Source organism: Streptomyces sp. NBC_01233 (assembly GCF_035989305.1).
Classification (GTDB): Bacteria; Actinomycetota; Actinomycetes; order Streptomycetales; family Streptomycetaceae; genus Streptomyces.
This window is the reverse complement of sequence record NZ_CP108514.1, coordinates 4329942-4354450: the sequence shown is the minus strand read 5'-3', so window position 1 is coordinate 4354450 and position 24509 is coordinate 4329942. Positions and strand designations below refer to the sequence as shown.

The 24509-nt window shown below is 72.0% G+C and carries 25 protein-coding genes, 1 tRNA gene and 1 pseudogene; 15 read left to right on the top strand and 12 right to left on the bottom strand.

Annotation, left to right across the window (positions count from 1 at the left end):
• Nucleotides 1–489: 489 nt before the first annotated feature.
• From OG332_RS20450 to OG332_RS20430, 5 genes and pseudogenes are all read right to left on the bottom strand, one after another.
• Nucleotides 490–651, bottom strand: a complete 162-nt coding sequence (locus tag OG332_RS20450; protein WP_327414835.1) for a DUF6126 family protein — start codon at nucleotides 649–651, stop codon at nucleotides 490–492.
• Entirely contained in the window at nucleotides 648–854 is a 207-nt protein-coding gene (locus OG332_RS20445; protein ID WP_327414834.1) for a hypothetical protein, read from the bottom strand. Before OG332_RS20445 ends, OG332_RS20450 begins: the two co-directional genes overlap by 4 nt.
• Entirely contained in the window at nucleotides 851–1219 is a 369-nt protein-coding gene (locus tag OG332_RS20440; RefSeq protein WP_442816362.1) for an ATP-binding protein, read from the bottom strand. Before OG332_RS20440 ends, OG332_RS20445 begins: the two co-directional genes overlap by 4 nt.
• Nucleotides 1220–1328: 109 nt before the next feature.
• A complete protein-coding gene (locus tag OG332_RS20435) occupies nucleotides 1329–1517 on the bottom strand; it encodes a hypothetical protein (RefSeq protein ID WP_327414832.1) in 189 nt (62 codons plus the stop codon).
• Between the two features lie 95 nt (nucleotides 1518–1612).
• Nucleotides 1613–2283: pseudogene (locus tag OG332_RS20430) on the bottom strand (carbonic anhydrase).
• A 420-nt stretch (nucleotides 2284–2703) separates the two neighbouring features.
• On the opposite strand from OG332_RS20430, the gene OG332_RS20425 reads away from it, so the two are divergent.
• The 7 genes from OG332_RS20425 to OG332_RS20395 all read left to right on the top strand — a co-directional run bounded on the left by OG332_RS20425 (nucleotide 2704) and on the right by OG332_RS20395 (nucleotide 6855).
• Complete coding sequence (locus OG332_RS20425; protein WP_327414831.1) at nucleotides 2704–3045, top strand: ArsR/SmtB family transcription factor; 342 nt, start codon at nucleotides 2704–2706, stop codon at nucleotides 3043–3045.
• A 74-nt stretch (nucleotides 3046–3119) separates the two neighbouring features.
• Nucleotides 3120–4772, top strand: coding sequence for a SulP family inorganic anion transporter (locus OG332_RS20420; protein ID WP_327419317.1), 1653 nt, complete (start codon nucleotides 3120–3122; stop codon nucleotides 4770–4772).
• Nucleotides 4769–5191: a pyridoxamine 5'-phosphate oxidase family protein gene (locus OG332_RS20415; RefSeq protein ID WP_327414830.1), complete on the top strand. Its 423-nt coding sequence runs from the start codon at nucleotides 4769–4771 to the stop codon at nucleotides 5189–5191. Before OG332_RS20420 ends, OG332_RS20415 begins: the two co-directional genes overlap by 4 nt.
• Nucleotides 5192–5208: 17 nt before the next feature.
• The gene (locus OG332_RS20410; RefSeq protein WP_442816361.1) at nucleotides 5209–5613 is read left to right on the top strand and encodes an ATP-binding protein; all 405 of its coding nucleotides are present in this window, start codon (nucleotides 5209–5211) and stop codon (nucleotides 5611–5613) included.
• A 22-nt stretch (nucleotides 5614–5635) separates the two neighbouring features.
• Nucleotides 5636–6046: an STAS domain-containing protein gene (locus tag OG332_RS20405; protein WP_327414828.1), complete on the top strand. Its 411-nt coding sequence runs from the start codon at nucleotides 5636–5638 to the stop codon at nucleotides 6044–6046.
• Nucleotides 6047–6099: 53 nt separating this feature from the next.
• Entirely contained in the window at nucleotides 6100–6321 is a 222-nt protein-coding gene (locus OG332_RS20400) for an alkylphosphonate utilization protein (RefSeq protein WP_327414827.1), read from the top strand.
• Nucleotides 6322–6519: 198 nt separating this feature from the next.
• Nucleotides 6520–6855, top strand: coding sequence for an ArsR/SmtB family transcription factor (locus OG332_RS20395; protein ID WP_327414826.1), 336 nt, complete (start codon nucleotides 6520–6522; stop codon nucleotides 6853–6855).
• Nucleotides 6856–7050: 195 nt separating this feature from the next.
• On the opposite strand, the gene OG332_RS20390 is transcribed toward OG332_RS20395, so the two are convergent.
• Nucleotides 7051–8460, bottom strand: a complete 1410-nt coding sequence (locus OG332_RS20390) for an IS4 family transposase (RefSeq protein ID WP_327411459.1) — start codon at nucleotides 8458–8460, stop codon at nucleotides 7051–7053.
• 250 nt (nucleotides 8461–8710) lie between these two features.
• On the opposite strand from OG332_RS20390, the gene OG332_RS20385 reads away from it, so the two are divergent.
• Entirely contained in the window at nucleotides 8711–9832 is a 1122-nt protein-coding gene (locus OG332_RS20385; RefSeq protein WP_327414825.1) for a lipid II:glycine glycyltransferase FemX, read from the top strand.
• A 231-nt stretch (nucleotides 9833–10063) separates the two neighbouring features.
• Nucleotides 10064–10579, top strand: a complete 516-nt coding sequence (locus tag OG332_RS20380) for a GNAT family N-acetyltransferase (RefSeq protein WP_327414824.1) — start codon at nucleotides 10064–10066, stop codon at nucleotides 10577–10579.
• An 83-nt stretch (nucleotides 10580–10662) separates the two neighbouring features.
• Here the strand turns inward: OG332_RS20380 and OG332_RS20375 are convergent, their stop codons facing one another.
• Nucleotides 10663–11934: a hypothetical protein gene (locus tag OG332_RS20375; protein ID WP_327414823.1), complete on the bottom strand. Its 1272-nt coding sequence runs from the start codon at nucleotides 11932–11934 to the stop codon at nucleotides 10663–10665.
• Between the two features lie 334 nt (nucleotides 11935–12268).
• On the opposite strand from OG332_RS20375, the gene OG332_RS20370 reads away from it, so the two are divergent.
• The 3 genes from OG332_RS20370 (at nucleotide 12269) to OG332_RS20360 (ending at nucleotide 14311) form a co-directional block, all read left to right on the top strand.
• Nucleotides 12269–12342: transfer RNA gene (locus tag OG332_RS20370), tRNA-Met, on the top strand.
• 230 nt (nucleotides 12343–12572) lie between these two features.
• Nucleotides 12573–13070, top strand: a complete 498-nt coding sequence (locus OG332_RS20365) for a hypothetical protein (protein ID WP_327414822.1) — start codon at nucleotides 12573–12575, stop codon at nucleotides 13068–13070.
• 203 nt (nucleotides 13071–13273) lie between these two features.
• The gene (locus tag OG332_RS20360) at nucleotides 13274–14311 is read left to right on the top strand and encodes a M23 family metallopeptidase (protein WP_327414821.1); all 1038 of its coding nucleotides are present in this window, start codon (nucleotides 13274–13276) and stop codon (nucleotides 14309–14311) included.
• On the opposite strand, the gene OG332_RS20355 is transcribed toward OG332_RS20360, so the two are convergent.
• From OG332_RS20355 to OG332_RS20340, 4 genes are all read right to left on the bottom strand, one after another.
• Nucleotides 14220–15587 (bottom strand): PrsW family intramembrane metalloprotease, encoded by a 1368-nt coding sequence (locus OG332_RS20355; RefSeq protein WP_327414820.1) that lies wholly within the window; start codon nucleotides 15585–15587, stop codon nucleotides 14220–14222. The two genes, OG332_RS20360 and OG332_RS20355, sit on opposite strands and share 92 nt — an antisense overlap.
• A gap of 43 nt (nucleotides 15588–15630) precedes the next feature.
• On the bottom strand, nucleotides 15631–16443 hold the full coding sequence (gene trmB, locus OG332_RS20350; RefSeq protein WP_327414819.1) for a tRNA (guanosine(46)-N7)-methyltransferase TrmB: 813 nt from the start codon (nucleotides 16441–16443) through the stop codon (nucleotides 15631–15633).
• A 218-nt stretch (nucleotides 16444–16661) separates the two neighbouring features.
• Nucleotides 16662–17900 (bottom strand): L-2-hydroxyglutarate oxidase, encoded by a 1239-nt coding sequence (gene lhgO / locus OG332_RS20345; protein WP_327414818.1) that lies wholly within the window; start codon nucleotides 17898–17900, stop codon nucleotides 16662–16664.
• A 55-nt stretch (nucleotides 17901–17955) separates the two neighbouring features.
• Nucleotides 17956–19638: a sporulation protein gene (locus OG332_RS20340; protein WP_327414817.1), complete on the bottom strand. Its 1683-nt coding sequence runs from the start codon at nucleotides 19636–19638 to the stop codon at nucleotides 17956–17958.
• Between the two features lie 629 nt (nucleotides 19639–20267).
• Here OG332_RS20340 and OG332_RS20335 point away from each other — a divergent pair.
• A complete protein-coding gene (locus tag OG332_RS20335) occupies nucleotides 20268–22505 on the top strand; it encodes an asparagine synthase-related protein (protein ID WP_327414816.1) in 2238 nt (745 codons plus the stop codon).
• A gap of 37 nt (nucleotides 22506–22542) precedes the next feature.
• Here the strand turns inward: OG332_RS20335 and OG332_RS20330 are convergent, their stop codons facing one another.
• Nucleotides 22543–23709, bottom strand: coding sequence for an MFS transporter (locus tag OG332_RS20330; protein WP_327419316.1), 1167 nt, complete (start codon nucleotides 23707–23709; stop codon nucleotides 22543–22545).
• On the opposite strand from OG332_RS20330, the gene OG332_RS20325 reads away from it, so the two are divergent.
• Nucleotides 23627–23878 carry a hypothetical protein gene (locus tag OG332_RS20325; protein ID WP_327414815.1) on the top strand — a complete coding sequence of 84 codons (252 nt, stop codon included), beginning with the start codon at nucleotides 23627–23629 and terminating at the stop codon, nucleotides 23876–23878. The genes OG332_RS20330 and OG332_RS20325 overlap by 83 nt on opposite strands.
• A gap of 105 nt (nucleotides 23879–23983) precedes the next feature.
• On the top strand, nucleotides 23984–24490 hold the full coding sequence (locus tag OG332_RS20320) for a MarR family winged helix-turn-helix transcriptional regulator (protein WP_327414814.1): 507 nt from the start codon (nucleotides 23984–23986) through the stop codon (nucleotides 24488–24490).
• Nucleotides 24491–24509 lie beyond the last annotated feature (19 nt).

Here is a 24509-nt window from a genome sequence, read left to right as displayed (position 1 = left end):
GCAGGTCAGAGGGTGTACGACGTGAGCCCGCTGTGAGCCCGGACGCCTGCGGACGGAGTGATACGGGCCGGTGGTCGGGTGGCCGGGGCCCCCGTTCTGACCAGCCGGAACGGCATGGACAGAAACGGGGCCCCAGCCGATATCACTCGGGCTCCTCGACTTTTAATCCGTTGGTTGTCGGTTCGAGTCCGACATGGCCTACCGCTCGCGGGCGGAGGGAAACCCTCTGACCTGGCACTTAGCGCCCCAACTGGTTTCAGCCAGGTGGGGCGCTAAGTCGTTTCCGGGCCCGTGCGTGAGCGATGCGTGAGCGGACGGCCCGTCATCCCCTGGTCAGGAGGCGGACGAACGGGCACGAGGTACCAGCTGGGCCGCCGCTTCTGCGGCTGCCTGGCCGACCTCGGGGAGCAGGCTCGTGTGGGTGTCCAAGGGGGCGGCGAGCGAGCCGGTCCGGGCGATGAAGGCCGGCCGCCGACCTGCTCGCTGATCTCACTTCTGGGCGTGCTGGCCCAGGTAGAACAGCAGCCACACGAACCCTGCGAACAAGTGCGTGCCGAAGATGTAGAAGAAGGCGCGTAGCGCGACGCCCCTCCCCAGCCACCTCTCGTGATCCGCCGCCGAAGAGGTCTTCTCGGGCTTGTCGTCCGTCATGACAGCTGGACTCCCTTTCTCGGGCCGGGTTCATCCTGGGGGTGCACGCACGGGCGGACGAGGACCTTCATGCCGTGACGACCTGCCTGTTCGATGACGGCCGCGACCTCCTCGGCCACCACCGTGCGGGTTTCGGGCTCGGCGCCCGTACCGAGGTACATGACCTGGTACAGCTGAGCGTCCTGTCTGTCACTGCTGGTCACGGTGTTCCTTCCGGCAGGATGAAGCGGACCACGACCGTCTTGCCGCGTCCCCCGGCGGCGGGCTCGACGCGGACGTCGCCACCGAAGGAGCGCGCCAGGTCGGCCACCGTGCGCAGCCCCTGCCCCGATGCCCGGTCGGCGTCGGCCAGAGTCATGGGGCGAGGGTCGAGGTCTCCGACGCCGACCACCAGCATGTGGTCGGTCATGTGGAGGGTGACCTCGGCGTCCGGTGACTGTTCGGCGTGCCGCACGGCGTTGGCGACGAGCTCGCTGACGACCAGAAGCGCGGCCCCGAAGAGGGAAGAGGCGCTCTCCAGGCCGAACAGCGTCAGCGACCGCTCCGTACGCTCCCGCACGGCCCGCACCGAACCCGGCACCAATGGCACCGTCCACGCGTCCTTGCGCGCCTGCGGCGCTGCGGGCTGCCTGCTGGGATGCCGGCCCACTACCGTGCACCCGGCCGAGAGGGCGCCGTCATTCGGCGCACCGGCCGTTCCCGTCGTCGTTGGTGGCCACGCCGTGATCGCGGGCCACCCGAAGCGCGTCCTCCAGCTCGTCGGCGGCCTGCGCCTCCTCGACGGCATCGTCAGCCTCCCGCGCAGCCGCAAGACGAGCCCGCGCCACCCGGACCCGTTCCAGCGCCGCTTCCGCGAATCCGGCCACACCGCAACCCCCGTCCAAAGAATACAGAACTAGTAAATTGCATAACTCTGCAAGTTTAGCTCCTGGGGGCTTGCCGGAGGCCGTGCAGTGGGCCATCAGTGGATTGGGTGCACTTGTTGACCGGTGAGCTCGTACCGGGCTCCGATGACAGCGAGTTCCGTGTGCCTGACCCTGGTGGCCGGGTCGGGTTCCGCGGCCGGCCGCGACCGCACCGGCCGCACGTTCGCGGTGATTGCCGCGTCCACGCGCGCCACCCCTTCAGCGTGCGGTCGGTCGCCGGGCGGATCTGATCGGCCAGGTACTGCATGTGACCGGGCAGCTGCGCGCCGCCCTCGCCGGCATGGACGACGGCGGCAACGGCCCCGCACGACTGGTGCCCCAGGACCACGACCAGCGGGATGCCCAACTCCAGGACCCCGTAGGCGATGCTCGCGAGCACCGCCTCGTCCGGGACCGCGCCCGCTGAGCGCACCGTCAGCAGATCACCCGGGCCCTGATCGAAGACCAGTTCCGGGGGAACGCGGGAATCGACGCAGCCCAGGACGACGGCGAAGGGATGCCGGCCGGAGACCAAGGTCTGCCGCATGGCCGGCGTCTGGTCGGGATGGCGCTCGCGGGACGTCCGCCAGCGCCGATTCCCCGCCGCCGGTTCCCGCAGGGCGGACTCGGGTGTGGCCGTGGGGGAACCGGCTGCCGGCCCGACGCCCAAGGCCGCCGCTCCGGTCAGCGCGGCCCGGATGAACCGGCGCCGCCCCAGGGGGGCCATGACGTTCGGTATCGACGGTCATGCGGGGACAGACCAGGCGCATCCCGGCGCGGGGTGGCGCATGCCGCTTCAGGCGCGGCGCGGCCTTGGGGAAGTCTTGAGCAACAGTCGGACGTACCCGTGGACGGCGCACCACGGGAAGGCGCGGCTTCACGGGGTGATCGGCCGATGGGGTCGATCGTGCCGGCATCCGCGGCGGGAGCAGTCTTCGGTCGACACGAAGGGGGCCCCGCCGACGGGGGATGCGGCGGGGCCCACGTTCTGACGCTACAGTCCGCGATCGGAGAACGGTCGCAGAATCCACAAATTGCAAAAGTCTGCAATTTCATAGATGCTGTGAGGGCTGTGTCCGTAGGTAGCCGCAGGCACAGCACCAGCCGTTCGCCCCGGCGCCCGGGGCGATGAGAAGGGTGCGCGATCGTGCCGGTTCCGCTGTATCAGGCCAAGGCCGAGTTCTTCCGGATGCTCGGGCACCCGGTGCGGATACGGGTTCTGGAGCTGTTGCAGGACGGTCCGATGCCGGTGCGGGACCTGCTGGCCGCGATCGAGGTCGAGCCTTCCGCCTTGTCCCAGCAGCTCGCGGTGCTGCGCCGCTCGGGGATCGTCACCTCGGTGCGTGACGGCTCGACCGTGGTGTACGAGCTGGCTGGCGGTGACGTCGCACAGCTGATGCGGGCGGCGCGGCGGATCCTGAACGAGGTGCTGACCGGGCAGAGCGAGCTCCTTGAGGAACTGCGCGAGTCCGAGGTCCCGGCGCCGTGACCGTGAACACCTTCCTGGCGCCCGTACTCGGCCGGATCCGCCCCTTGCTGCCGGCCCGGGCCGACTTCGCGGTCATGGGCCGCAACCCCCGCCGGGACCTGCTGGCCGGTCTGACCGTCGCGATCGTGGCTCTGCCGCTGGCGCTCGGGTTCGGCGTCTCCTCCGGGCTGGGTGCCGAGGCGGGCCTCGCCACCGCGGTTGTGGCGGGTGCCCTTGCGGCCGTGTTCGGCGGGTCGAACCTTCAGGTGTCCGGTCCGACGGGTGCGATGACGGTGGTCCTGGTGCCGATCGTCGCCCAGTACGGGCCCGGCGGCGTCCTTACGGTGGGGCTGATGGCGGGGGTTCTGCTGATCGGCCTCGCCCTGCTGCGGGCCGGGCAGTACATGCGGTACGTGCCAGCGCCGGTGGTGGAGGGCTTCACCCTCGGTATCGCGTGCGTGATCGGCCTCCAGCAGATACCCAACGCGCTTGGGGTCGACAAGCCCGAGGGCGAGAAGGTCCTGATCGTTGCCTGGCATACGCTCGTGGAGTTCGTGGCCTTCCCGAACTGGACGGCGATCGGCCTCTCGGTGGGTGTCGCCGCGGTGATGCTGGTCGGGGCTCGGTGGAAGCCGGCGATTCCGTTCTCGATCGTCGCGGTGATCGCCGCGACCGTGATCGGTCAGCTCTTCCATCTCGAGGCGGCGGCCCCGATCGGTGACCTGCCTTCCGGGCTTCCCGCGCCTTCCCTCGCCTTCCTGGACGCGTCGGCGTTCGGCTCGCTGCTGGCCCCGGCGGTTGCGGTCGCGGCGCTCGCCGCGCTGGAGTCGCTGCTGTCGGCCACCGTGGCGGACGGGATGACGGTGGGGCAGAAGCACGATCCGGACAAGGAACTGTTCGGGCAGGGCATCGCCAACCTGGCCGCCCCTCTGTTCGGCGGCGTCCCGGCCACCGCCGCGATCGCCCGTACGGCGGTGAACGTCCGAACCGGCGCCTCCTCCCGCCTGGCTGCGCTCACGCACGCCGCGGTGCTCGCGGTGGTCGTGTTCGCCGCCGCGCCCCTCGTCTCGAAGATCCCCCTCGCTGCCTTGGCCGGTGTTCTGTTGGCGACGGCGATCCGGATGGTGGAGGTCGGCTCGCTGCGGGCGATGGCGAAGGCGACCCGCTCGGACGCGGTCGTGCTGGTCCTGACCGCCGCCGCCACTCTGGTCCTCGACCTCGTCTACGCCGTCGTCATCGGCCTCGTCGTCGCCGGAGCCCTTGCCCTGAAAGCGGTCGCGAGCCAGGCACGGATGGATCAGGTCGATTTCCGCCCGGACCTGCCCGGTGAGCACAGCGATGAGGAGCACGCGCTGCTGGCCGAGCACATCGTCGCGTACCGCATCGACGGCCCGGTCTTCTTCGCCGGCGCGCACCGCTTCCTCCTGGAGCTGTCCGAGGTCGCCGACGTGAAGGTGGTGATCCTGCGCATGTCGAGGATCACGGCGATGGACGCCACCGGTGCCCTCGTCCTCAAAGACGCCGTGGAGAAGCTGAACAGGCGGGGCATCGCCGTCATGGCGTCCGGTATCCGGCCCGGGCAGCGCCAGGCCCTGGACGCGGTGGGTGCCCTGGACCTGCTCCGGCACGAGGGACGCGAGTACACCACCACCCCGGAGGCGATCGCCGGGGCCCGCAAACACCTGGAGCAGGCAGGGCTGCTGCCCGGGAGGCACCGACCGCACCGCACCCGGAAGGCCACACGATGACATCTCCCGCCGACCGCCGCATGATCGAGGTCTCCGGAACCGAGGCCCTGTGGCTCCTCGAAGGCTCCGCCCAAGGGCGCCTCGTCTACGTCCAGCGCGAGCTGGCCGTAGTCCGCCCCGCCGCGCACGTGATGGAGTACGGCCGCCTGGTCGTCCGGGCCCCCGTACAGGCCGCCACCATTCCCGGCCGTGCCTTGTTGACCTACCAGGTCGATGAGATCCGCACCCCGGCCGGCACCGGCTGGACCGTCAGCGCCCACGGCCCGGCGGAGGTCATCACCAACCCCGACGAGGCAGCCCACTACCGGCGCACCCTGCCCGGCTGGGCCCACGGCCCGCACGACACCCTGCTGCGCCTGCACCCGCAGCAGGTGTCCGGGTTCCGCCTTGCCCGCACCGTGACGGGGGCGGGCCGGTGAGTGTCCGGGCCGAGACGATGCCCTACCGGCATGTGTTGGACGTACCGGCCGCGGGCTCGGCCGTCCGTATCGCCCGCGAGACCACCGAGCTGGTCCTGGTGGAGTGTGGGGTCGGCCTTCGGCATCCGAGCGCGGGCCCGGCGCTGCTGATCCTGGCCGAGTTGGTCACCAACGCCGTCCGCCATGCCGCCGCGTCCTCGCCGACGATCACGGTCACCTATGCGCACGGGCCCGGTGCCTTCGCGTTCGCCGTACACGACCGCCACCCCTACCAGCCGGCCCTGTTCGGTGCGCTCGCCACTGCCCCGGGCAGCGGCCTGGCCATGGTGGTCGAACTGGCGATGGAGCTGGGCGGCACCGCCGCTGTGAGGCCGGACGCGGATGGGCGCGGCAAGGCCATCTGGATCACCCTCCCCCTGTGACGAGCGAACCGAGGAACGGACGATGACGATCGAATGGCGGTACACGACCCGCGAGGACCTGGGCGTGCTGTCCCTGGCCGGGTATCTCGGCGCGGACGCCGTGGACCGGTTCACCGGCGCCATCGGGTGGGCGCTCGCCCGGGGCACTGGCCCGGTCATCCTCGATCTGACCGGTCTGCTGGGCTGGTCGGCAGGCGGACAGATCGCCGTCGCCCAGGCCGCCCGCCGCCTCGCCGGCCACGGCCGGAGCCTGGAGCTCGCCGCGATCCCCGCGGACGGCTCCCTCGTCCCGGACGCCACCTGCCCGACCGTCACCGTCCACTGCGACCTCGCCGCCGCGCTCGCCGCGCACGGTGCACAGGACGAGATCCGGCAGTGGAGCACCGACGACTGGCCCGACCCGCGACACCCCACGGCTCCCGCCCTCACCTGAATCTCCACACCAGCAGCAGCACGATCTACGAGAACGGCAAGGACACCGGCACCATGAGCGACATCATCGTCAAGGACTCCAACGGCACCCAGCTCGCCGACGGAGACTCGGTCACCCTGATCAAGGACCTCAAGGTCAAGGGGACCTCCGAGACCCTCAAGCGCGGAACCCTGGTCAAGAACATCCGTCTCACCTCCAAGACGGACGAGGTCGAGTGCAACACGAAGAAGGTCAAGGGGCTGGTCCTGAGGACCGAGTTCCTGAAGAAGGCGTGACCCACTGGGCCGGTTACGGCCGGGGGCGTTCGGCCCGCCCCGTGCGTTCCGAACGTCACAAAGACGGGCCGCCGGGTCTCAGGAGTTGCAGGGATCTGCAATTGTGGAGGTCACAAGGTGTGAAGAGAGGCGCAAGGATGCCCCTTCGGCGAATGGTTCCGGGTGGATGAGATGGGCAGTCAAGGCAGGGGTACTCAGGTGAGCACACCGCTGTACCAGCTCAAGGCGGAGTTCTTCAAAACGCTCGGGCATCCGGTCCGCATCCGCGTCCTGGAACTCCTGGCCGAGCGCGAACACGCGGTCGCCGAGATGCTGCCCGAGGTCGGAGTGGAGGCCGCAAGCCTCTCCCAGCAGCTGGCCGTCTTGCGCAAGGCCAACCTGGTCGTCACCCGCCGCGAAGGCTCCAACGTGTACTACAAGCTCACCCACCCCCAGATCGCCGAACTGTTGCGGGTCGCCCGCGGCATCCTCTCAGGCGTCCTGGAAGGTCAGGCCGAACTGCTGGCCGACCTGCGCGCCTCACGCCACAGCTAGGCGGCGCGCACGGCGCGGGCCCTACGCGGCCACGCCCCGTGAACGGCGGCCGTCTCCCGTTAGTGCGGGTTCACCTGCGCTTCTGACACCGGGAGACGGTCGCTCCCCATTTCCTGGTCGGCGTTGGTCTGGATGTACTGACGCCCCAGCTGAGGCGGGGTTCGCGCCGTTCAGGTCGAACACAACACCGTTGCTTTAGCGCCGTGAGCGGCTGTTGAGGCCGTGCTCGAAGAACGTGATAGTGGTCTGGATGCTGTAGTTCTGGCTGGTCACGGGCTGTTGTCCGGCGTTCGGGCCGTACTTGCTGGTGGGGTTCTTGCGGGTGCGGGCTTTGATGCGTTGCCTGTGTTGGGACGGCAGCGGGGCTTCGAGGACGGCCTGACCGATCACGCCGACTCGGTCGACAGGGCCGAGTGGGGGCAGGATTCCGGTCGCGCTGATGACGGTGTCACCGGCGGTGCGGATCAGGACGGTGAAGCTGATCCGGCTCATGGTGAGGTCGGGGCGGGTCTCGATGCCGTCGGCGGCGGCGCGGAGGAGGGCCTGGTAGGTCGTGAGCAGGGCGTAGACCTCCTGGTCGAGGCCGGGCTGGGTGCGCGAGCGCAGGACGCGGCCCTCCAGGATGGTCGCCTTGATCGAGAAGTAGGTGGTTTCCACCTGCCACCTGCGGTGATAGAGCTCGGCCACTTCATCGGCGGGGTAGCGGACGGGGTCGAGGAGGCTGGTGAGCAGGCGCCACTGCTCGTGGCGGACAGTGCCGTCGTCCAGGCGGACTGTGAGGTGGGCCTCGATGACGCGGACGGTGATCAGGACGGGAATGACGCCGTAGCCGATCCGGGCCAGGTAGGAGCCGTCGGCCAGGTGCTCGGCGGGGGTGGGGATGCGTCGGGCGGAAGAGCGGATCAGGAATCGTGCCCCGCTGCCCTGGATGTCACGGAGGAATTCCACCGCATCGAAGCCGGCGTCGGCCAGCAGGAGCATCGTGTCGTCAAGAGCGCCCAACAGGCGGTTCGCGTAGGTGAGTTCACCGTCACTCTCGGGTCCGAAGGTGGCGGCGAGCAGGGCGCGGGTGCCACACTCGACCAGGACGACGAGCCGCAGCAGCGGGTAGCCGAACTCCAGCGTGTCACCGGCCCGTTTCGGGTACTTCCAGGTGAGCGTCTTCTCGTCCGGGACATGGAGGAGAGTGCCGTCGACGGCCACGCACCGCAGGCCCCGCCAGAACGTGCCCGACTGCCCGCGGACAGCGAGGGGCCCGGCCAGGATCTCGAACAGCCGCCGTAGCGGGGCGGCCCCTATCCGCCGCCTCGCCCGCGACAGCGAGGAAGCCGCCGGGACGGCCAGGGCCAGACTCGTCAGCGAGGCGGTCAGTTTGCCCCACACCGCCCGGTAGGAGCAGTTCTCGAACAGTGCGAGCGCGAGGACGAAGTACACCACCACCCGCGAGGGCAGCAGCCGCAGTCGCCGCTCGACCGTGCCGGTCTCCTCAAGCACCGCGTCCACCAGTTCGAAGTCCACCGTCTGCGTCAGCTCACCCAGCTGCCCCGGCGCGAACACACCCCCAGCGACCTCGATCGTGCGCGTGATGACAGACTTCTCCCGCAACGGGACTCCTGGACTCGACGATCACCTTGCTTCAGCACAAGTTGATCTACCAGGAGTCCCGTTCCTGCTACTCATGCGGGGGTTGCCAACGACTCAAGATCCCTAACGCAACGGTGTTGAGGTCGAACAGGATTGATGATCTTGCCGGGAAGGTTCGTGCCGGCTCGTATGCGACGACAGCGTGCACACGGCGAGGCGGGGCGTGAAGTCTGCGAAGTAGGCTGGCGCGTCGGACAGAGGAGCACTTCGCATGACCTTCCGCTTGAGAGCGATCAGCCGTGACGAGCATCTGGCCTTCATCAAGGGCCGGCCCTCCGCGAGTCACATGCAGGTGCCCTCGTGGGGGGATGTGAAGCCGGACTGGCGGGCGGAGAGCCTCGGATGGATCGATGAGACCGGCCGGATCGTCGGGGCGGCGCTCGTGCTCTTCCGGCCGCTGCCGAAGCTCAAGCGGTACCTCGCCTACCTTCCCGAAGGCCCGGTCATCGACTGGTACGCCCCGGATCTTGAACGGTGGCTCGAGCCGATGCTGGCGCATCTCAAGACCCGCGGCGCGTTCTCGGTGAAGATGGGTCCGCCTGTGATCGTGCGCCGCTGGGATGCGGGAACGGTCAAGGACGCCATTGCAGACCCGCGGGCAGGACGGTTGCGTGATGTCGAGGCCAGCTCGTGCGAGCCGCGGGCCTTCGATGTCGCCGACCGGCTGCGCCGCTTGGGGTGGCAGCAGGGCGAGGTGGGTGGTGAGGACGGGTTCAGCGCGGGGCAGCCGCGCTACGTCTTCCAGGTCCCGCTTGCGGGACGGTCGTTGGACGAGGTTCAGCGCGGGTTCAACCAGCAGTGGCGCCGCAACGTCAAGAAGGCCGAGAAGGCCGGCCTCGAGGTCGTCCAGGGCGGCTACGAGGACCTGCCCGCCTTCTACGAGATCTACAAGGAGACCGCGGAACGCGACCGGTTCATCCCCAGGCCGCTGGCCTACTTTCAGCGCATGTGGACCGCGCTCCGGGCCGAAGACGCCGACCGGATGCGGCTGTATCTGGCCCATCACGAGGGCGAGGTGCTGGCCGCGGCCACGATGCTGACCGTTGGTGAGCACGTCTGGTACTCCTACGGGGCCTCCACCAGCCGCAAGCGGGACGTCCAGCCGAACAACGCCATCCAGTGGCGGATGATGTCCGACGCCCACGGACTGGGCGCGAGCGTCTACGACCTGCGCGGCATCACCGACACCCTGGATCAGTCCAACCACCTGCTCGGCCTGCTCCGGTTCAAGGTCGGCACCGGCGGCCAGGCCGCCGAATACCTCGGCGAGTGGGACTTCCCGCTCAACAGACTCCTCCACAGGGCCCTCGGCCTTTACATGTCCCGCCGCTGAGCTGAGGGGCAGCGCCCACGTGCTGATCGTGTCGGTTCGAGTCCGACATGGCCTACCGCTCGCGGGTGGGGGGCGAAGCCTCCTGTCCGGCGCCGAGCGCCCCTTACCGTTCCGACGGGAGGGGGCGCTCGGTTGTTTCCGGGGGCCTGCGCGAACGGACGGTCCGTCATTCCCGGGGCGGGCCGGATAACCAGGTGAACCTCCCGGTCCGAGCGGGTAGCGTCGCCGCGCGTGACTCCAGTTCTGCGCACCGGACGCCTGCTCCTCGACCCGTACGTTCCCGAGGACGAGGAAGGCTTCGTGGCCCTCTTCCAGGACACCCGGGTGTCCCGGTGGATGGGGGACGGCCCCGGCACGGAGGCCGAGGACCGGGCCCTGTTCGGGCGGGTCTTCACGAAGGTCTACGCCGAGGACCTCTTCGACGTCTGGGCCGTGCGGCGCGGTGGCGAGCTGATCGGGCACGCCGAGATCAAGCGGACCGACGAGGTCGACGGCCACGAGATCATCTACGCCCTGGCCCCGGCGGCCTGGGGAGCGGGCCTCGGCACCGAGATCGCGGAGGCGATCGTCGCCTACGCCTTCGCCACCCTCGGTCTGGCCGAGGTGCACGCCACCGTGGCCGCCGCCAACACGGCCTCCCTGAGCCTGCTGAACCGCATCGGCTTCACGCACGTCCGGGACGTCCGGGAGGACGACGGCTCCACCACCCACGTGCTGACCCGCCGGCGCACGCCGGCCGACGGCTGACCGCCCGCCCCCGCCGCCGCCCCCAACGCGAAGCGCCCCGCCCGGTCGGACCGGGCGGGGCGCTTGTGCGTACGGGGTGTGGATCAGGCGGAGAGGCCGCGGCGGCGACCGAGCCAGGCGGCGGCCGTGCCGAGCACGACCAGGGCGGCGGCGAGGCCGGCGTACAGGCCGGTGGAGGAGCCGGCGCCGGTGTTGGCGAGGGAGCCGGTGGCCGTGGCCGTGGCTGTGGTCGTGCCCGTGGTCGTCACGTTGGTCTTGCCGGTGGAGGTGGCGACGGCCGGCTGCACCGAGGGAACGGTGGACGGGGCGGTGGACGGGGTGGTGGACGGGGTGGTCGACGGGGTGTCGGTGGGCGCCGTCTCCGCGAACGGGACGAGCGGGAACTGCACGGAGCTGGTCTTGAGCGCGTAGGAGTTGCCCACGGCCTGGCGGACCTCGGCCTCCATCGTGATCGTGGTCTTCTTCGTCAGCTTGGTGTGGTTGCCCAGGCTGACCCGCAGCGGCAGGGTGCGGACGCCGTCGGCGGCGCCGAAGCCCTTGGGGATCTGCGGCAGCTCGTAGCGGCTGTCCTCGACCTTCAGATCCTGCCAGCGGCCGTCGAACAGGGCCTGCACGTGGAAGTCGGCCTCCTGCTCGCCCGGGTGGGACAGGCTCAGGCTGGTCGCGAGGGCGGTGCCGAAGGTGCCGTCGCCGGTGGCCTGGTAGTTCAGGTCCAGGTACGCGCGCTGCTCCTGGCCGTCCTTGCCGGAACTGATCTGCTTGAACCAGGTCTTCAGCTCGCCGGTCTTGACCTGCGGGTCGACCTTGATGGTGTGGGAGTCCGCGCCGCCGGGAGCCACCGCGTTGTTGTAGCTGGAGGCGCTGAGGCTGAAGTCCCCGTCGTTGGTCGGGTAGTTCGCGCCGAGGCCGATGGTGACCTTCCAGGTCATCTTGCCGTTGGCGGGGATGTCGAAGCCGCCCTTCTCGCTGCCCGGCTCGCCGGAGGCGGGGAAGAAGGTGCCCTGCCACTCGCCGTCCTGCCGGCCGATCGAGGACTTGGTCGCCGGGGCGTCCACCGCCTCGACCTTGAAGAGGACGTCGCCCTCCTGCAGCCGGCTCGGGCCGGTCGGGTCCACGAGCATCCACGGGTTGTACGTGACGGCCTTGCCGGTCGGGTTCTTCACCGTCAGGTCGAAGGACTCGGTGGCGCCGCCGCGGGTCAGCGGGCCGCTCGGGACGGGAGCGCCCATCTCCGTACGCAGCACGGCGTGGTCGTCGGTGGCGGGTGCGGCGGACGCGGCGGTGGCCGAGAACGGCAGCAGAGTGGTGACAACGCCGGCGACGACTGCGATGGCGGCTGCGGTGCGAACGGACATGGTGGACTCCCCCCGGGAATCACAGGGGCATCGGCAGAGGGCCGAGCCGGTGGGTGTGGTGGTCGTCGCCCGGCCGGTTCTTGTTCCCCCTGGCCCTGGCGACAGGTGAATCATCGCCCGTGCCCGATCCCGGAACGATCCGCGAAGTGTCACCGGCGCGCAACAGAGATGATCTTCGTTCGCGGGGTGCCCGTCCGTGCCCGTCCGTGCCCGTTCGCGGACCGGTCTTGGGTCGGTTTCAGGGCTCTGACCTGCAGTGATGTCGATTCCAGGAGGGGTTGGGCGTTAATTGGCGGAGGGCTCCCCCCGGATGGCGTAGAGTTGTGTTTACCGACGCGGGGTGGAGCAGCTCGGTAGCTCGCTGGGCTCATAACCCAGAGGTCGTAGGTTCAAATCCTGCCCCCGCTACTCAGTACGAAGGCCCGGTTCCCCTTGGGGAGCCGGGCCTTCGTCGTGTTCCCGTCCGGCGTCTCGCGCGTCGCCACCCGTACGGCCGCCGCCAGGTCGCCGTACGGCGACCTGGCGGCGGCATTTTCGGACTGGTCTTCAACTTCCTGACCCCGCCCAGCTTCACCGGATCCCCCTTCTTCTCCGCGGCCCCGCTGATCGCCGCCCCGCTGTACACGTTCCGGGTCGCGGTGCTGACCGGCCTCCTGGCCTCGCTCGCGGTGTTCCTGCTGCAGCTCTCCAACGGCACCGGCCGGAAGGTCGGGGCACTGACCGAGCCGGCCACCGTCGTGACCGTGTCCGGGCTGGCGCTCCTGGTCAACCGGGTCGTGCGGCGCAGCGGCGAGCAGCTCGCCTCCGCACGCGGGATAGCAGAGGCCGCGCAACGGGCGGTGCCGCCGAAGCCTGCCGAACGCATCGGCGGGCTGCACGTATCCGCCTGGTACGAGGCCGCGCAGGCCGACGCCTTCGTCGGCGGGGACCTGTACGCCGTCCAGGACACCCCGTACGGAGTGCGGCTGGCCGTGGGCGACGTACGGGGCAAGGGGCTGGGGGCGGCGGCCGACCGTGCCGGTGGTACGCCGGGGCGACGACGTGTGACGCAGCGTGTTCGAAGTGGTGCTCTCCGCAAGTTTATTGACAAGGCCTCACGTTCCTGGCGTGGCCGAAGAGGTGAGGTAGTCACTTGATTTTTGCCCGAATTGGTCAGCGTCTGTGGTGAAAGGGCCTGGCGAGAGCCAGCCATTGCGTATCTGATTGGTGCGAACGATCAAGCGCAACAGCTTGGAATCACTCCCCTGCGTCTATTACCTTTCGATAACGCAGCGCGGTCGTCCCAGCCGTCGCAAGAGACGGCGCCGTGTGCGTGCGCGTCAATGAGGAGTGTGCCCCGGTGGCCTCCAACTTGCCTGCTCCTGAAGGCACCGAGATCCAGGAGCCGCCCACCGCGGGTGCCTGGGGCGAGTGGAACCCCACCGAGGACTCGGTCCGTCCGGTCCGCGGCAAGCACCGGGTCGCCAAGCCGCGCGGGGGACTTGCGCGCAGCTCCACGGTGCTCGGCGTCGGTGTCATCGCGGCGGTCGGCGCCGGCGGCATCGCCCATGCGCAGGACCGGCCCCAGGTCGCGATATCCATGCCGTCGATGCCCGATCTGCCTGATCTGCCCGACCTCATGCCCGGCGGCGACTCCCGGCAGTCGGACGGCGGTTCCGGGTCGGCGGCCCAGGCGGCCGCGCGGACGGGGATCATCGCGCAGCAGAGCGACCGCGGCACGGCCGACGCCGGCGAGGTGCTGCGCAACCGCATCCTCCAGCAGGCCGAGTCCCAGAAGGACGCCGCCGAGGCGAAGGTCCGGGCGGACGCCGAGCGCGCCGCGCAGGAGGCTGCCGCCCAGGAGGCCAAGGACAGTCTGGAGGAGGCCCGTCGGGCGGCCGAGGAGGCGAAGGCGCAGGCCGAGGCGAAGGCCGCGGAAGAGGCCGAGGCCGCGAGGAAGGCGGCCGAGGCCCAGGCCGAGCAGGAACGCGCCAAGGCGGCCGGCGGCTACTCCCTGCCGACCTCCGCCTACACCCTCACCTCGCACTACGGGGTCTCCGGCTCCATGTGGTCCTCCGGCTACCACACCGGCCTCGACTTCGCGGCCCCGACCGGCACCCCGGCCAAGGCGGTGGCCGCCGGAAAGATCACCTCGGCCGGCTGGTCCGGCGCGTACGGCTACCGGATCGTGCTGCAGCTCGAGGACGGCACGGAGATCTGGTACTGCCACCTCTCCTCGATGTCCGTGACCTCGGGCACGGTCGGCGCCGGCGAGACCATCGGCCGCGTCGGCGCCACCGGGAACGTCACCGGACCTCATCTCCACCTGGAAGTACGCAAGGGCGGTTCGACGATGGACCCGCTGGCGTGGCTGGAGTCCAAGGGCCTGAACGTCTGAGGTCCGGCTCCGCCCGCCGCGGCACGGTCACGGCGGACAGCGCGGCCTCGGGGGCGGGGACGGCCAAGGGGGCCCGCACGGGGTCGAACCGCGGCGGAAGCAGCTCCTCCATGACCGCCGCCCGGGCCAGCGCCGGGCCCGCCACCGCACGGCGCTGCCAGAGCCGGTGCAGCAACTCCCGTTCCCGGCCGGCGAAGTCCGGCTCCCACACCGGGCCGCCCCGGCGCGCCCGGTTCCGCAGCAGGGCCAGGGCGGCCGCGTCCGCCGCGTACCGGGCGACCGCGCGTCCGGCGGCCCGGCCCCCGTCGCGCCGGGCCAGGGCGCGGGCCAGTGACCGGGCCGGCATCGAAGCCAGCGCCGGCACCTCGGCGGGGCCGATCCAGCCGGCGGCCGCGTACACCGCCAGCTCCCCGGACACGACCTGCAGCCGGCCGCGCCGTATCCGCACCGCCAGCCACACGAGCAGCCCGAACGCAGGGACCATCACGAAGGCGTAGACCGTGTAGAAGCCGTGCTCCCCGAACCGCGAGGAGCCGTTCCACAGCGCGTGCATGCCCATGGCCGGCGCCAGGCCGAGCAGCGGCAGACAGATCCTGCGGGAACGGCGCACGCTGAGCGCGGCCGCGCCGAAACCGAGCCCGGTGAGCACCGTGAACAGCGGGTGCGCGAACGGCGACAGCACTATCCGGACGAAGAAGGTCGCCGCCGTCACCGACTCCAGCACGCCGGAGCCCTCGGCGAGGTCCTCACCGTAGGCGTTGCCGAGGTAGAGGATGTTCTCGGTGAAGGCGAAGCCGGTGGCGGTGAATCCGGCCACGACGAAACCGTCGGCGGGACCGGTGAAATGGCGTCTGCGGAACAGGAACACCAGCAGCAGGGCGGCGGCCTTGGCGCTCTCCTCCACCACCGGGGCGACGGCCACCGAGCCCAGGTGATCGGCGTCGGAGGAGTCGGCGGTGGCCGCGGCTATCCACTCGGTGGCGAAGTTGTTGGCCAGTATCGCGATCAGCGCCGCGGCGCAGGCACCCCAGCCGAAACAGAACAGCAGCTGCGGCCAGGGCGCGGGCGCGGCCCGGCCGAGCCACCGGAAGGCCGCCATGAGCGGCGGCACCGGTAACAGGGCCAGGCCGAGACCGACGAGGAAGCCGGGGGTGCCGGTCTGCTCCCGCACGAGTTCGAGGATCGCGATGCCGGTGACGGCGAGCAGGGCGAGGAGCACGCACGTGCGGACCGTGCCCGACGGACGTGTGAGCACAGGGCGGAGCGCTCGGAACACACCATGACCCTAGCGAGCCGCTCTGACACGCGCGGTGACGTTGTCAGTTCTCCCTGCGACGGAAGAGCAAGTCGTGTACGACGTGGCCCTTGTCGAGTCCCTGGCCCTCGAAGCGCGTGAGCGGCCGGAACGCGGGGCGCGGGGAGTAGCCGCCGTCGGCCTGCGTGTTCTCGAAGTCCGGGTGCGCGCTGAGGACTTCGAGCATCTGCTCGGCGTACGGCTCCCAGTCGGTCGCGCAGTGCAGCACGGCCCCGGGGGCCAGGCGGGTGGCGGCCAGCGTGAGGAACTCGGGCTGGATCAGCCGGCGCTTGTGGTGGCGCGCCTTGGGCCAGGGGTCCGGGAAGTACACGCGGATCCCGTCGAGGGAGTCGGGCGGCAGCATCTCGCGGAGCAGGATGATCGCGTCGCCGTTGGCCACGCGGACGTTGCTGAGCCCGCCCCGCTCGGCGAGGGCGAGGAGGTTGCCCTGCCCGGGGGTGTGCACGTCGGCGGCGAGGATCCCGGTGCCGGGGTCTTCGGCGGCCATCTGCGCGGTGGCCTCGCCCATGCCGAAGCCGATCTCCAGGACGACGGGGAGGCCGTCGAACATCGCCTTCAGGTCGATGACCTCGTGGCCGTCGATGTCCAGGCCCCAGGTGCCCCAGAGGCGCTTCAGGGCCTCGCCCTGACCGGTGGTGACCCGGCTGCGCCGGGGCTGGAAGCTCCGGATCCGCCGCTCGTGGTGCGAGCCGGCCGGATCCGGCGAGGGCCCGTCGGGGAAGCGGGGCTCGGTCCGCCACTTGGGCGGTACGTACGAACTCGCCTCCGGCGCGGCGTCCGGGAGGCTGGGCGGCTGGGGGTTCAGGGACTCAGACACAATTCCGTGATTCTACGACGGGGGCCCGATGCGCTGCCGCGCGAGCACCGGGCCAATCCGGGCCGCCCGGCGTTCGAGGGCACGGGCGCGGAGCGCACGTACGGGGTCCTGGGGCGGAGCCCCAGAGAAACGGGGAAACGGGGAAAGGGCGGGGCGGGGCGGGGACGGGCTCCGCGCAGCGGGACGTTGGCAGCCGCCGGCCCGGGCTTCGGCACCGCTCAGGTCGAGCCGAGGGTTCGAAGGGCTCGGGAGGCGATCTCCCGGCCGATCGGCAGCGAAGCGGTGGCCGTGGGCGAGGGCGCGTTCAGCACGTGGACCGTCCGCGGGGCGTCGCGGATCAGGAAGTCGTCCACCAGCGTCCCGTCCCGCAGGACGGCCTGCGCCCGGACCCCGGCCGCCGCCGGCCGGAGGTCCGCCGCGGTGACGGCCGGCAGCAGGCGCCGTACCGCCCGGGTGAAGGCCTGCTTCGACAGCGAGCGATGGATCTCGCCCGTGCCGTACCGCCAGTGCCGTGCGGCCATCCGCCAGGATCCCGGCCAGGCGAGCTCGTCCGCGATGTCGCGGGGCCGCACCGTCGACCAGTCGTAGCCCTCGCGGGCCAGTGCGGGCACGGCATTGGGCCCGACGTGGACCCCGCCGCCGATGCCGCGGGTGAGGTGGACCCCGAGGAAGGGGAACGCAGGGTCGGGCACCGGGTAGACCAGCCCGCGGACGAGGTCCGGACGGGCCAGGTCGTAGTACTCGCCCCGGAAGGGGATGATCCGCATGCCCGGATCGTCCCCGGCCAGGCGGGCGATCCGGTCGCACTGCAGACCCGCGCAGTTCACCAGCACCCGCGCCCGGACCACCAGCCCCGACGTGGTGCGGACCGCGACGGCCGACGCGCGGCGGGAGATCAGGTCGACCGCGCCGCCGTAGACGATCTCCGTGCCCGAGGACTCCGCCAGCTGGGCGCTCACCCGGCCGTAGTCGACGATCCCGGTGCTGCCGACGTGGATCGCGGCCAGGCCCCGGACCTCCGGCTCGTACTCGGTGATCTGCGCCGGGCCCAGCTCGCGCACCGGGATGCCGTTCTCCCGGCCGCGCTGGACCAGGGCGTGCAGCCGCGGCAGCTCCTCCCGCTCCGTGGCGACGATCAGCTTGCCCGTCACCTCGTGCGGAATCCCGTGCTCCGCACAGAACTTGACCATCTCGGCGGCGCCGCTCACCGCGAAGCGAGCCTTCAGCGATCCCGGGCGGTAGTAGATCCCGCTGTGGATCACGCCGCTGTTGCGGCCGGTCTGGTGCCGGGCCGGGCCCGGTTCCTTCTCCAGGACGACCACCTTGGTCCCCGGAGCCAGGCTCGACAAGGCGTGCGCCGTCGACAGGCCGACGATCCCGCCGCCGATCACCAGCACATCGCAGTCCACGCCCACGCCGCCGCCCACGCTGACACCTCCCACCCCTGCATACTGCACCCCGGCACCGACAACGAGGCCACGCGGGTCCCGGGCCCGCCTTCCGGATCAGGTCCTACGCCGGCGTCACCAGCAGCGGCCGGGCCCGCTCGCGCAGCTCCGCGACGCGCGGCTCGTCCCCGTACGGTTCCAGCCGGTGCAGCAGGTCCCGTACGTATTCGGTCGTCCGCGCCGAGGAGATCCTGCCCGCCACCTCCACCGCCCGGGTGCCCGCCGCGCACGCCGCGTCGAGATTGCCCGACTCCAGTTCGGCGACCGCGCTCACCACCAGCCGCAGCCCGTGCGAGCGTACGTACTCCTCGGTGGGCCGGGACAGCGCCTGCTCGGTGAAGCGCCGTACCTGACGGGGGAGTTTGAGGTCCCGGTAGCATTCTGCCGCATCCGCCGCGAAACGGTCGTACGAGTAGAAACCAAGCCAGGTCGGATCCGGATCGCCCTCCCGCGCCCGCTCCAGCCAGCCCTCCGCCGCCCGCAGCGCCGCTCCGGCGGCCGCCGAATCGCCCGCCTTCGCGTGCGCCCGCGCCTCGACCAGCCGGAAGAAGCTCATGGTGCGGGCGGTGGCCAGGCCGCGGTTGCGCTCGACGGCCGCCTGCGCGAGGTCCACGCCCTCGTCCGGGAAGTCCCGGTAGGTCGCCTGCAAGGACATCGAGGCCAGCACGTAGCCGCCGAGCGGTACGTCCGCGGCCGCGCGGGCGAGCCGCAGCGCCTGGATGTAGTAGCGCTGGGCGGCCTCCTGCTGACCGGTGTCGAAGGCCATCCACCCGGCCAGCCGCGTCAGTTCGGCGGTCGCGCCGAACAGGGCGCGGCCCACCTCATCGGTGTACGAGCCGAGCAGCAGCGGCGCCGCGTCCACCCGCAGGCACTCGGGCACCATCGACGAACGCCAGTCCCCGCCGCCGTACTTGGAGTCCCAGCGGCGCGCGTCCTCGGCGGCCTCGCGCAGCTTCGTCACATCGCTGTGGCCCACGCGCTGCCCGTGGTCGCGCGGCGTTTCGGCGCCGGGCTGCGCGGGCACAACGGTGGACGGCGGGCCCGACGCCGGGCCTGCCATCGGGCCTGTCGCCGGTCCGGTCGTGCGGCCTTCCGGGGAGGGCCTGGGACCTGGTGCCGACGCCTCGTGCGCCGGCGCCGGCATCTCGTGCGCCGCCACGTCTTGAGCCGAGAGGGTGGCAGCGGTTAAGGGGCTCTGCGCCGCGGGGCCGTGGGACGCCGGGCCGTGCGCGCCGGGGCCGTGGGCCGCCGGGCCGGGGCCCGTACCCGCCGGTTCCCGCGTCACCGAGCCGTCGGCGGGAGATATCAGCCAACGCGAGGCGGGCGTCGCGTACGCCGCCACCGAGAAGGAGCCCGCGAGCGACTGCCAGATCCCGCCGCCGCCGCGCCGTCCGGCGAGGTCGAGCCGGTAGAGGTCGGTGGCCGAGCGCACCGCCGCGCCCACGTCGCGCGGGAAGGCCAGGCCGACCTCGGGCGCGGGGTCCGCGTCCGCCAGCCCGATCTCGTGCAGCGGCACCGGCCGCCCCAGCTTCGCGCCGATGGCGGCCGCGATCAGATGCGGGGCGGCGCCCTGCGGCACCATCCCCTTCGACACCCACCGGGCCACCGACGTCTTGTCGTACCGAAGCGTCAGGCCGCGCTGTGCGCCGAGGTCGTTGACCCGCCGGGCCAGCCCGGCGTTGCTGATGCCCGCGAGGGCGAGGACGGCGCCGAGCTTCTCATTGGGCTCGCGGAGCTCCCTGGACATGCGCCACCCCTCGTCACACGCGGAACGCATACGCCGCCGGGGCATAGGCGCCCGGCATTTCGTAAACCCAGCGTAGTTCCCCGCCTCCCAAGGGTTAAGGCCCTTACTTCCGTATGGCGGGATTGTTGTCCGTTTGCACAGTCCGCCCGGGGCCGGTGTCGGGGCGCACGTGTCATCGCGTGCTCCGTCCGTGTGGCCGTGCGCCCGCCCGTGCGCTCTGGCCGGTCGGGAGGCCCGGCGATTCGATGTGCGGTGCGTGGGTCGGCCCACTGCGCGGATCGGGCGGGCCGGGGGATGCCGCTACCTCAATCCCCGCGGGTGGCGGAACGGTCCGGGGGGCGGATTCCGCCTCCCGGACCGCGCCCGCGCGCCGGGCTCCGGCGGCCCGGAACGGCTCCTCCAGCGGCCGAAGAATGGCTGAAAGCGACCTATGGGGCGGTGGGAACGGAACACCAAATACCGCGTGGCCGGGGCGTGTTCGTTTGCATGTGCGCCCCCTTTAACCACTCTCGCACGCCTGTCCCGTGGCAGCATGGACCCGAGCCATCCGGGGTCCCGCCGGCCGCGCCCTCAGCGCTGACCGTGCTGCCCGTGCCCCGGTCATGTGCCCACAGGCTGGGGAGGCGGCGGTGCGCTGGTTGGTGGGTTGGAGCAGTATCGCCGCGAGCTTCGGCACGGCCGGCCGGGTCACCGGCCACGGCTCGGGGCACGCCTCCGGCCAGGCCGGCTACGGCTCCGGTCACGGCGGATACGGCCCGGGCGGCTACGGCGACGCGGGCGCACCGCTGCGCGGCGGCCTCGCGGACGCGGCCCACGCGGACGACCCCGGCGCGGACGCCGAACGCACCGTCCACCCCGTGGGCGCACAGCTCCTCTGGGGCGACCCCGACCCCCTCTGGGCCGTCGGCGACTGGCGCCCCGACGAGATCCGCATGGTCACCGCGGACCCCGCCGACCCCTTCACCCGGCTCGCCGTCCTCGGCTGCTGCGGCGCGACCGACGCCGAGCTGAGGAGGGCCCTCTACGCCGCCCGCGGCGGAGCCCTGCGCCACCTCACCCAGTGGTCCGGCAGCTACACCGCCGTCGTGCAGGCCGGCCGCCGGATCACCGTCGTCGGCGACCTCGCCGGCGCGCGCCCCGTCTTCTACACCCCCTGGGCGAGCGGCACGGCGTACGCCACCGCCGCCCTCCCGCTCGCCGACCTCATCGAGGCGCAGCTCGACATCGGCCATCTCGCCGCCCTGCTGGCCTGCCCCGACAGCCCGGAGGCACTGGGCGACGGCACACCGTACGCCGGGGTGCGGCGCATCCCGCCCGGGCACGCGCTCATCCTGCGCGAGGGCTCCCGCGAGATCACCGGCTACGAACAGGTCGCCTCGCTCGCGGTGGCCGCCCCGGAGGCCGATCCCGAGCGCGCGGTGGAGGGCGTACGGGAAGCATTGGTGGACGCGGTGCGCGCCCGGCTCACGGCGCCCCGCCATGCTCCCGACACACTGCCGCCGTACGATCCCGGCCCCGTGCCCGGAATGGGCCCCGCCGACCGGCGCGCGGCCCGCGGCGCCCCGGCCCCCGGGGTGGGCGCCGACCTCTCCGGCGGCAGCGCCTCCGCGACCCTCGCCCTGCTGGCGGCCGGTCTGCCGGGGGCCCCGGGCACCCTGCTGAGCCCCGCCGGGGCGCGGCTGCTGGCGGTCACCTTCAACGACCTGGCCACCCCGCAGGGGCGCGAGGCCGAACTCGAACGGGCCCGGGCCATCGCCGCCGACCCGCGCCTGCACCACGTCGTGGTGGCCGCCGCCGGGGAAGCCCTCCCGTACGCCGAACTCGACGGCCCGCTCACCGACGAACCCGGCCCCTCCCTCGTCTTCGCCGCCCGCGAGCGGCGAAGACTGGCCGCCGGCTCGGCCGACCACTTCACCGGCCACGGCGCCCGCCAGGTCCTCGACGCCCACCCGGCCCGCATGGCCGACCTCCTGATGGACCGCCGCCGGCGCCACCTGCTGCGCCCGGTGGCGGCGCTGGCCCGTTCGGCATCCGCCTCCGGAGCTTCCGGGGAGTCGCTGCTGGTGCCGCTCACCGTGTACTCGGCGGCCCGCAGACTCGCCCGTACGACGTACCGCGCGGGCATGGAAGCCGCCGCGGCCCGGCTCCGCGAGGGCGGGGTCACCGAGCGCGCCTCCGGGCCGGTGGACGCTTCCCTCGCCGCCCTGACCTGGTCCCGGCCCGGCCCGGCGGCCGGCTGGCTCACGGGCGAGGCCCTGGCGGAAGTATCGATCCGGCTGACGGTCGCGGCCGGCCGGCCGCCGCTGTCGCTGCGGCCCGGGGAGGCCCGAGCGCGTTCGCTGCTGGCCCGGCACGCCGCCGACCACCGGGTGTTCGAACAGGCCGTGGAGGTCCGCAGCCAGCGCCTGCACGCCCCCTTCCTGGACAACCAGGTCGTACGGGCCGCCCGCGCCCTCCCCGAGTCCCTGCGCGTCCAGCCCGGGGCCCGGGCGGAGATCCTGCGCAGCGTCCTGGCCTCGGCCGGAGTGCGCGAGCTCCCGCCGGGCTGGGGCGCCACGGCCCACACCCCGAACGAGACGGCGACCCGGCTGGGGCTGCGCGCCGCCCTGGACGAACTGCTGTCGCTCTTCGCCTCCCCGCTGCTCGCGGACGCCGGCCTGATCGAGGCCCGGGTGGTGCGCCAGGCCCTGCTCGACGCGGCGGACGGCCGGCGGGTCCCGCTGGACGGGCTGGCGGAACTCGTCTCCATGGAGCTGTGGCTCCGCCGGCTGCTGGCCCGCCGAGGCACCTGCTGGACGGGGACCTCGACGGCGCGACGGCGGGCGGTGCCGGAGGGGGTCCCGGTGCACCGCCCGGCGCTGTCGTGACGCTGCCGGCCTCAGGTCCTGGCCCGGCCGCCGTGCTTCAGGAGCCGAGGACCAGGGCGGTCGCGATCGCCGGGCCGAAGGCGCCGCCGAGCTGGTAGCAGAGGGTGAACAGGCCGATGGCCGTGGGGCGCTGGGCGTCGGGGACGCTCGACGCGGCGTGCGTCGACAGCACGGCGTTGGCGCCGGTCGCGCCGAACACACCGCCCAGGGTGGCGAGCAGCAGCAGGGGACCGTGGCTCGCGAAGACCGCGATCAGCGCCGCCAGGGTGCCGATCCCGACCAGCACCGTGCGTACGGCCACCCGCCCCATGCGCGCCGAGCCCGCCGCCAGCAGCCAGGAGAGCACGGAGCCGGTGAGCAGCGCCACGAGCTGACCGGCCCCGGCCGCGCCGGTGTCCCAGCCCGCGCGGTCCGAGATCAGCCGGGGCACGGCGAACAGCAGCGTGAAGTACGAGGTCGACAGCGCGAGCGCCAGCAGCGCGGAGCCGAGGAAGAGGGGCCTGCGGATCAGCGCGGCCGGGACGAAGCCCTCGGGGCGCCGTCGTATGTGGAGCGCGAGCAGCACCGCGGCGAGGGCAGCGGAGCCCAGGGCGACGGCCGGTGCGTGGGGCAGCAGGACCAGGGCCGTGGCCAGCACCGTCAGCAGCACGGCGCCGCGGGCGTCGAACCTGCCCTGCGGGGCGGCCGCCGGGGCCTTCGCGTACGTGATCACCGCGGGCACGGCGAGCAGCGAGACCAGGGACACCGAGAGGGAGAGCCGCCACGACACGGCGTGCGAGAGCTGGGCGCCGAGGAGCGGGCCGGTCGCGCCGAGCATGCCGAAGCCCGCGCTGATCACACCCATGCGGCGGGCCGAGCCGGCCAGGCTCATCGCGGCCGCCACCAGGCCGGCGCCGCCGGCGGCCTGCGCGGCCCGCCCGAGGAGGGTCAGCGCAAGCCAGGGGGACGCGGCGACGAGGAGCGTTCCGCCGAGGAGGAGGCAGCTGGACAGCCGGAGCACCGGCGCCAGGCCGCGGCGGCGCAGCAGGCCGGCCAGCAGGGGGATGGAGACGGCCATGGCCCAGGCGAAGGCGGCGACGAGCCAGGCGGCGGTCGAGGTGCCCACCCCGAGGGAGCCTGCCATGTCGGGAAGGATCAGGACGGGTGCGTTGGCCGCGGCGGCGACGGGCGTGGCCAGCAGCGCCAGCCAGAGGACGGGGACCAGGCCGGGGCCGGGCCGGCCGGCGGCGCTGCCGGCGGTGGTCGTACTCGTACTCGTACTCGTACTCGTACTCGTACTCGTACTCGTACTCGTATTTGTGGTCGTGGTCGTGGTCGTGGTCGTGGTGGACGCCCACTCCGATCCATCTCAAGGTTCAGAATCTCAACGTTGAGATAAAAACAGAGCAGTCCTCTCAACGTCAAGTGTCTCAACGTTGAGATATCCTTCTCGGGGGCGTGAACAGAGCAATGAAGACGCACGAGGATGAGGACGCGACATGAGTGACGCAGTGGACGCGATCGTCGGCCAGTGGGCGGACGAGCGCCCCGAGCTGGCGGCCGGCCTGTGGCCCGTCGAGGTGCTGGCCCGCGTCCAGCGGATGAACCGGATCATCGACCGGCACCTCAAGGCCTTCGCGGCCGAACGGGACCTCGAGGTGGGCGAGCTCGACATCCTCTTCACCCTCCGCCGGTCCGGACCCCCGTACGCGCTCACCGCCGGCGCCCTCATCCCGGCCGCCATGGTGACCTCGGGGGCAATCACCAACCGCATCGACCGCATGGAGGCCAAGGGCCTGGTCGAGCGGGTCCGGGACGGACAGGACCGCCGCTCGGTCCGCATCCGCCTCACGGAGCAGAGCCTCGCGCTCACCGAGTCGCTGATCACCGATCACCTCAGTCGCTACGCCGAGCTGCTCGCCCCGCTCGACCCCGCCACGTGCGCCACGGTCGCCGAGGCCCTGCGCACCCTGCTGGAGGCGAACGGAGACACTTCGATCACCTGAGCCCGGCCGCGGGGCAGGC

Bases quoted from the DNA above. Each gene is read 5' to 3' on its own strand.
- OG332_RS20450 (WP_327414835.1), bottom strand. From the start codon at position 651: ATGACGGACGACAAGCCCGAGAAGACCTCTTCGGCGGCGGATCACGAG.
- OG332_RS20420 (WP_327419317.1), top strand. From the start codon at position 3,120: ATGGGCCGCAACCCCCGCCGGGACCTGCTGGCCGGTCTGACCGTCGCG.
- OG332_RS20415 (WP_327414830.1), top strand. From the start codon at position 4,769: ATGACATCTCCCGCCGACCGCCGCATGATCGAGGTCTCCGGAACCGAG.
- OG332_RS20410 (WP_442816361.1), top strand. From the start codon at position 5,209: ATGCCCTACCGGCATGTGTTGGACGTACCGGCCGCGGGCTCGGCCGTC.
- OG332_RS20405 (WP_327414828.1), top strand. From the start codon at position 5,636: ATGACGATCGAATGGCGGTACACGACCCGCGAGGACCTGGGCGTGCTG.
- OG332_RS20400 (WP_327414827.1), top strand. From the start codon at position 6,100: ATGAGCGACATCATCGTCAAGGACTCCAACGGCACCCAGCTCGCCGAC.
- OG332_RS20385 (WP_327414825.1), top strand. From the start codon at position 8,711: ATGACCTTCCGCTTGAGAGCGATCAGCCGTGACGAGCATCTGGCCTTC.
- OG332_RS20375 (WP_327414823.1), bottom strand. From the start codon at position 11,934: ATGTCCGTTCGCACCGCAGCCGCCATCGCAGTCGTCGCCGGCGTTGTC.
- OG332_RS20340 (WP_327414817.1), bottom strand. From the start codon at position 19,638: ATGTCCAGGGAGCTCCGCGAGCCCAATGAGAAGCTCGGCGCCGTCCTC.
- OG332_RS20325 (WP_327414815.1), top strand. From the start codon at position 23,627: ATGTCGGGAAGGATCAGGACGGGTGCGTTGGCCGCGGCGGCGACGGGC.
- OG332_RS20320 (WP_327414814.1), top strand. From the start codon at position 23,984: ATGAGTGACGCAGTGGACGCGATCGTCGGCCAGTGGGCGGACGAGCGC.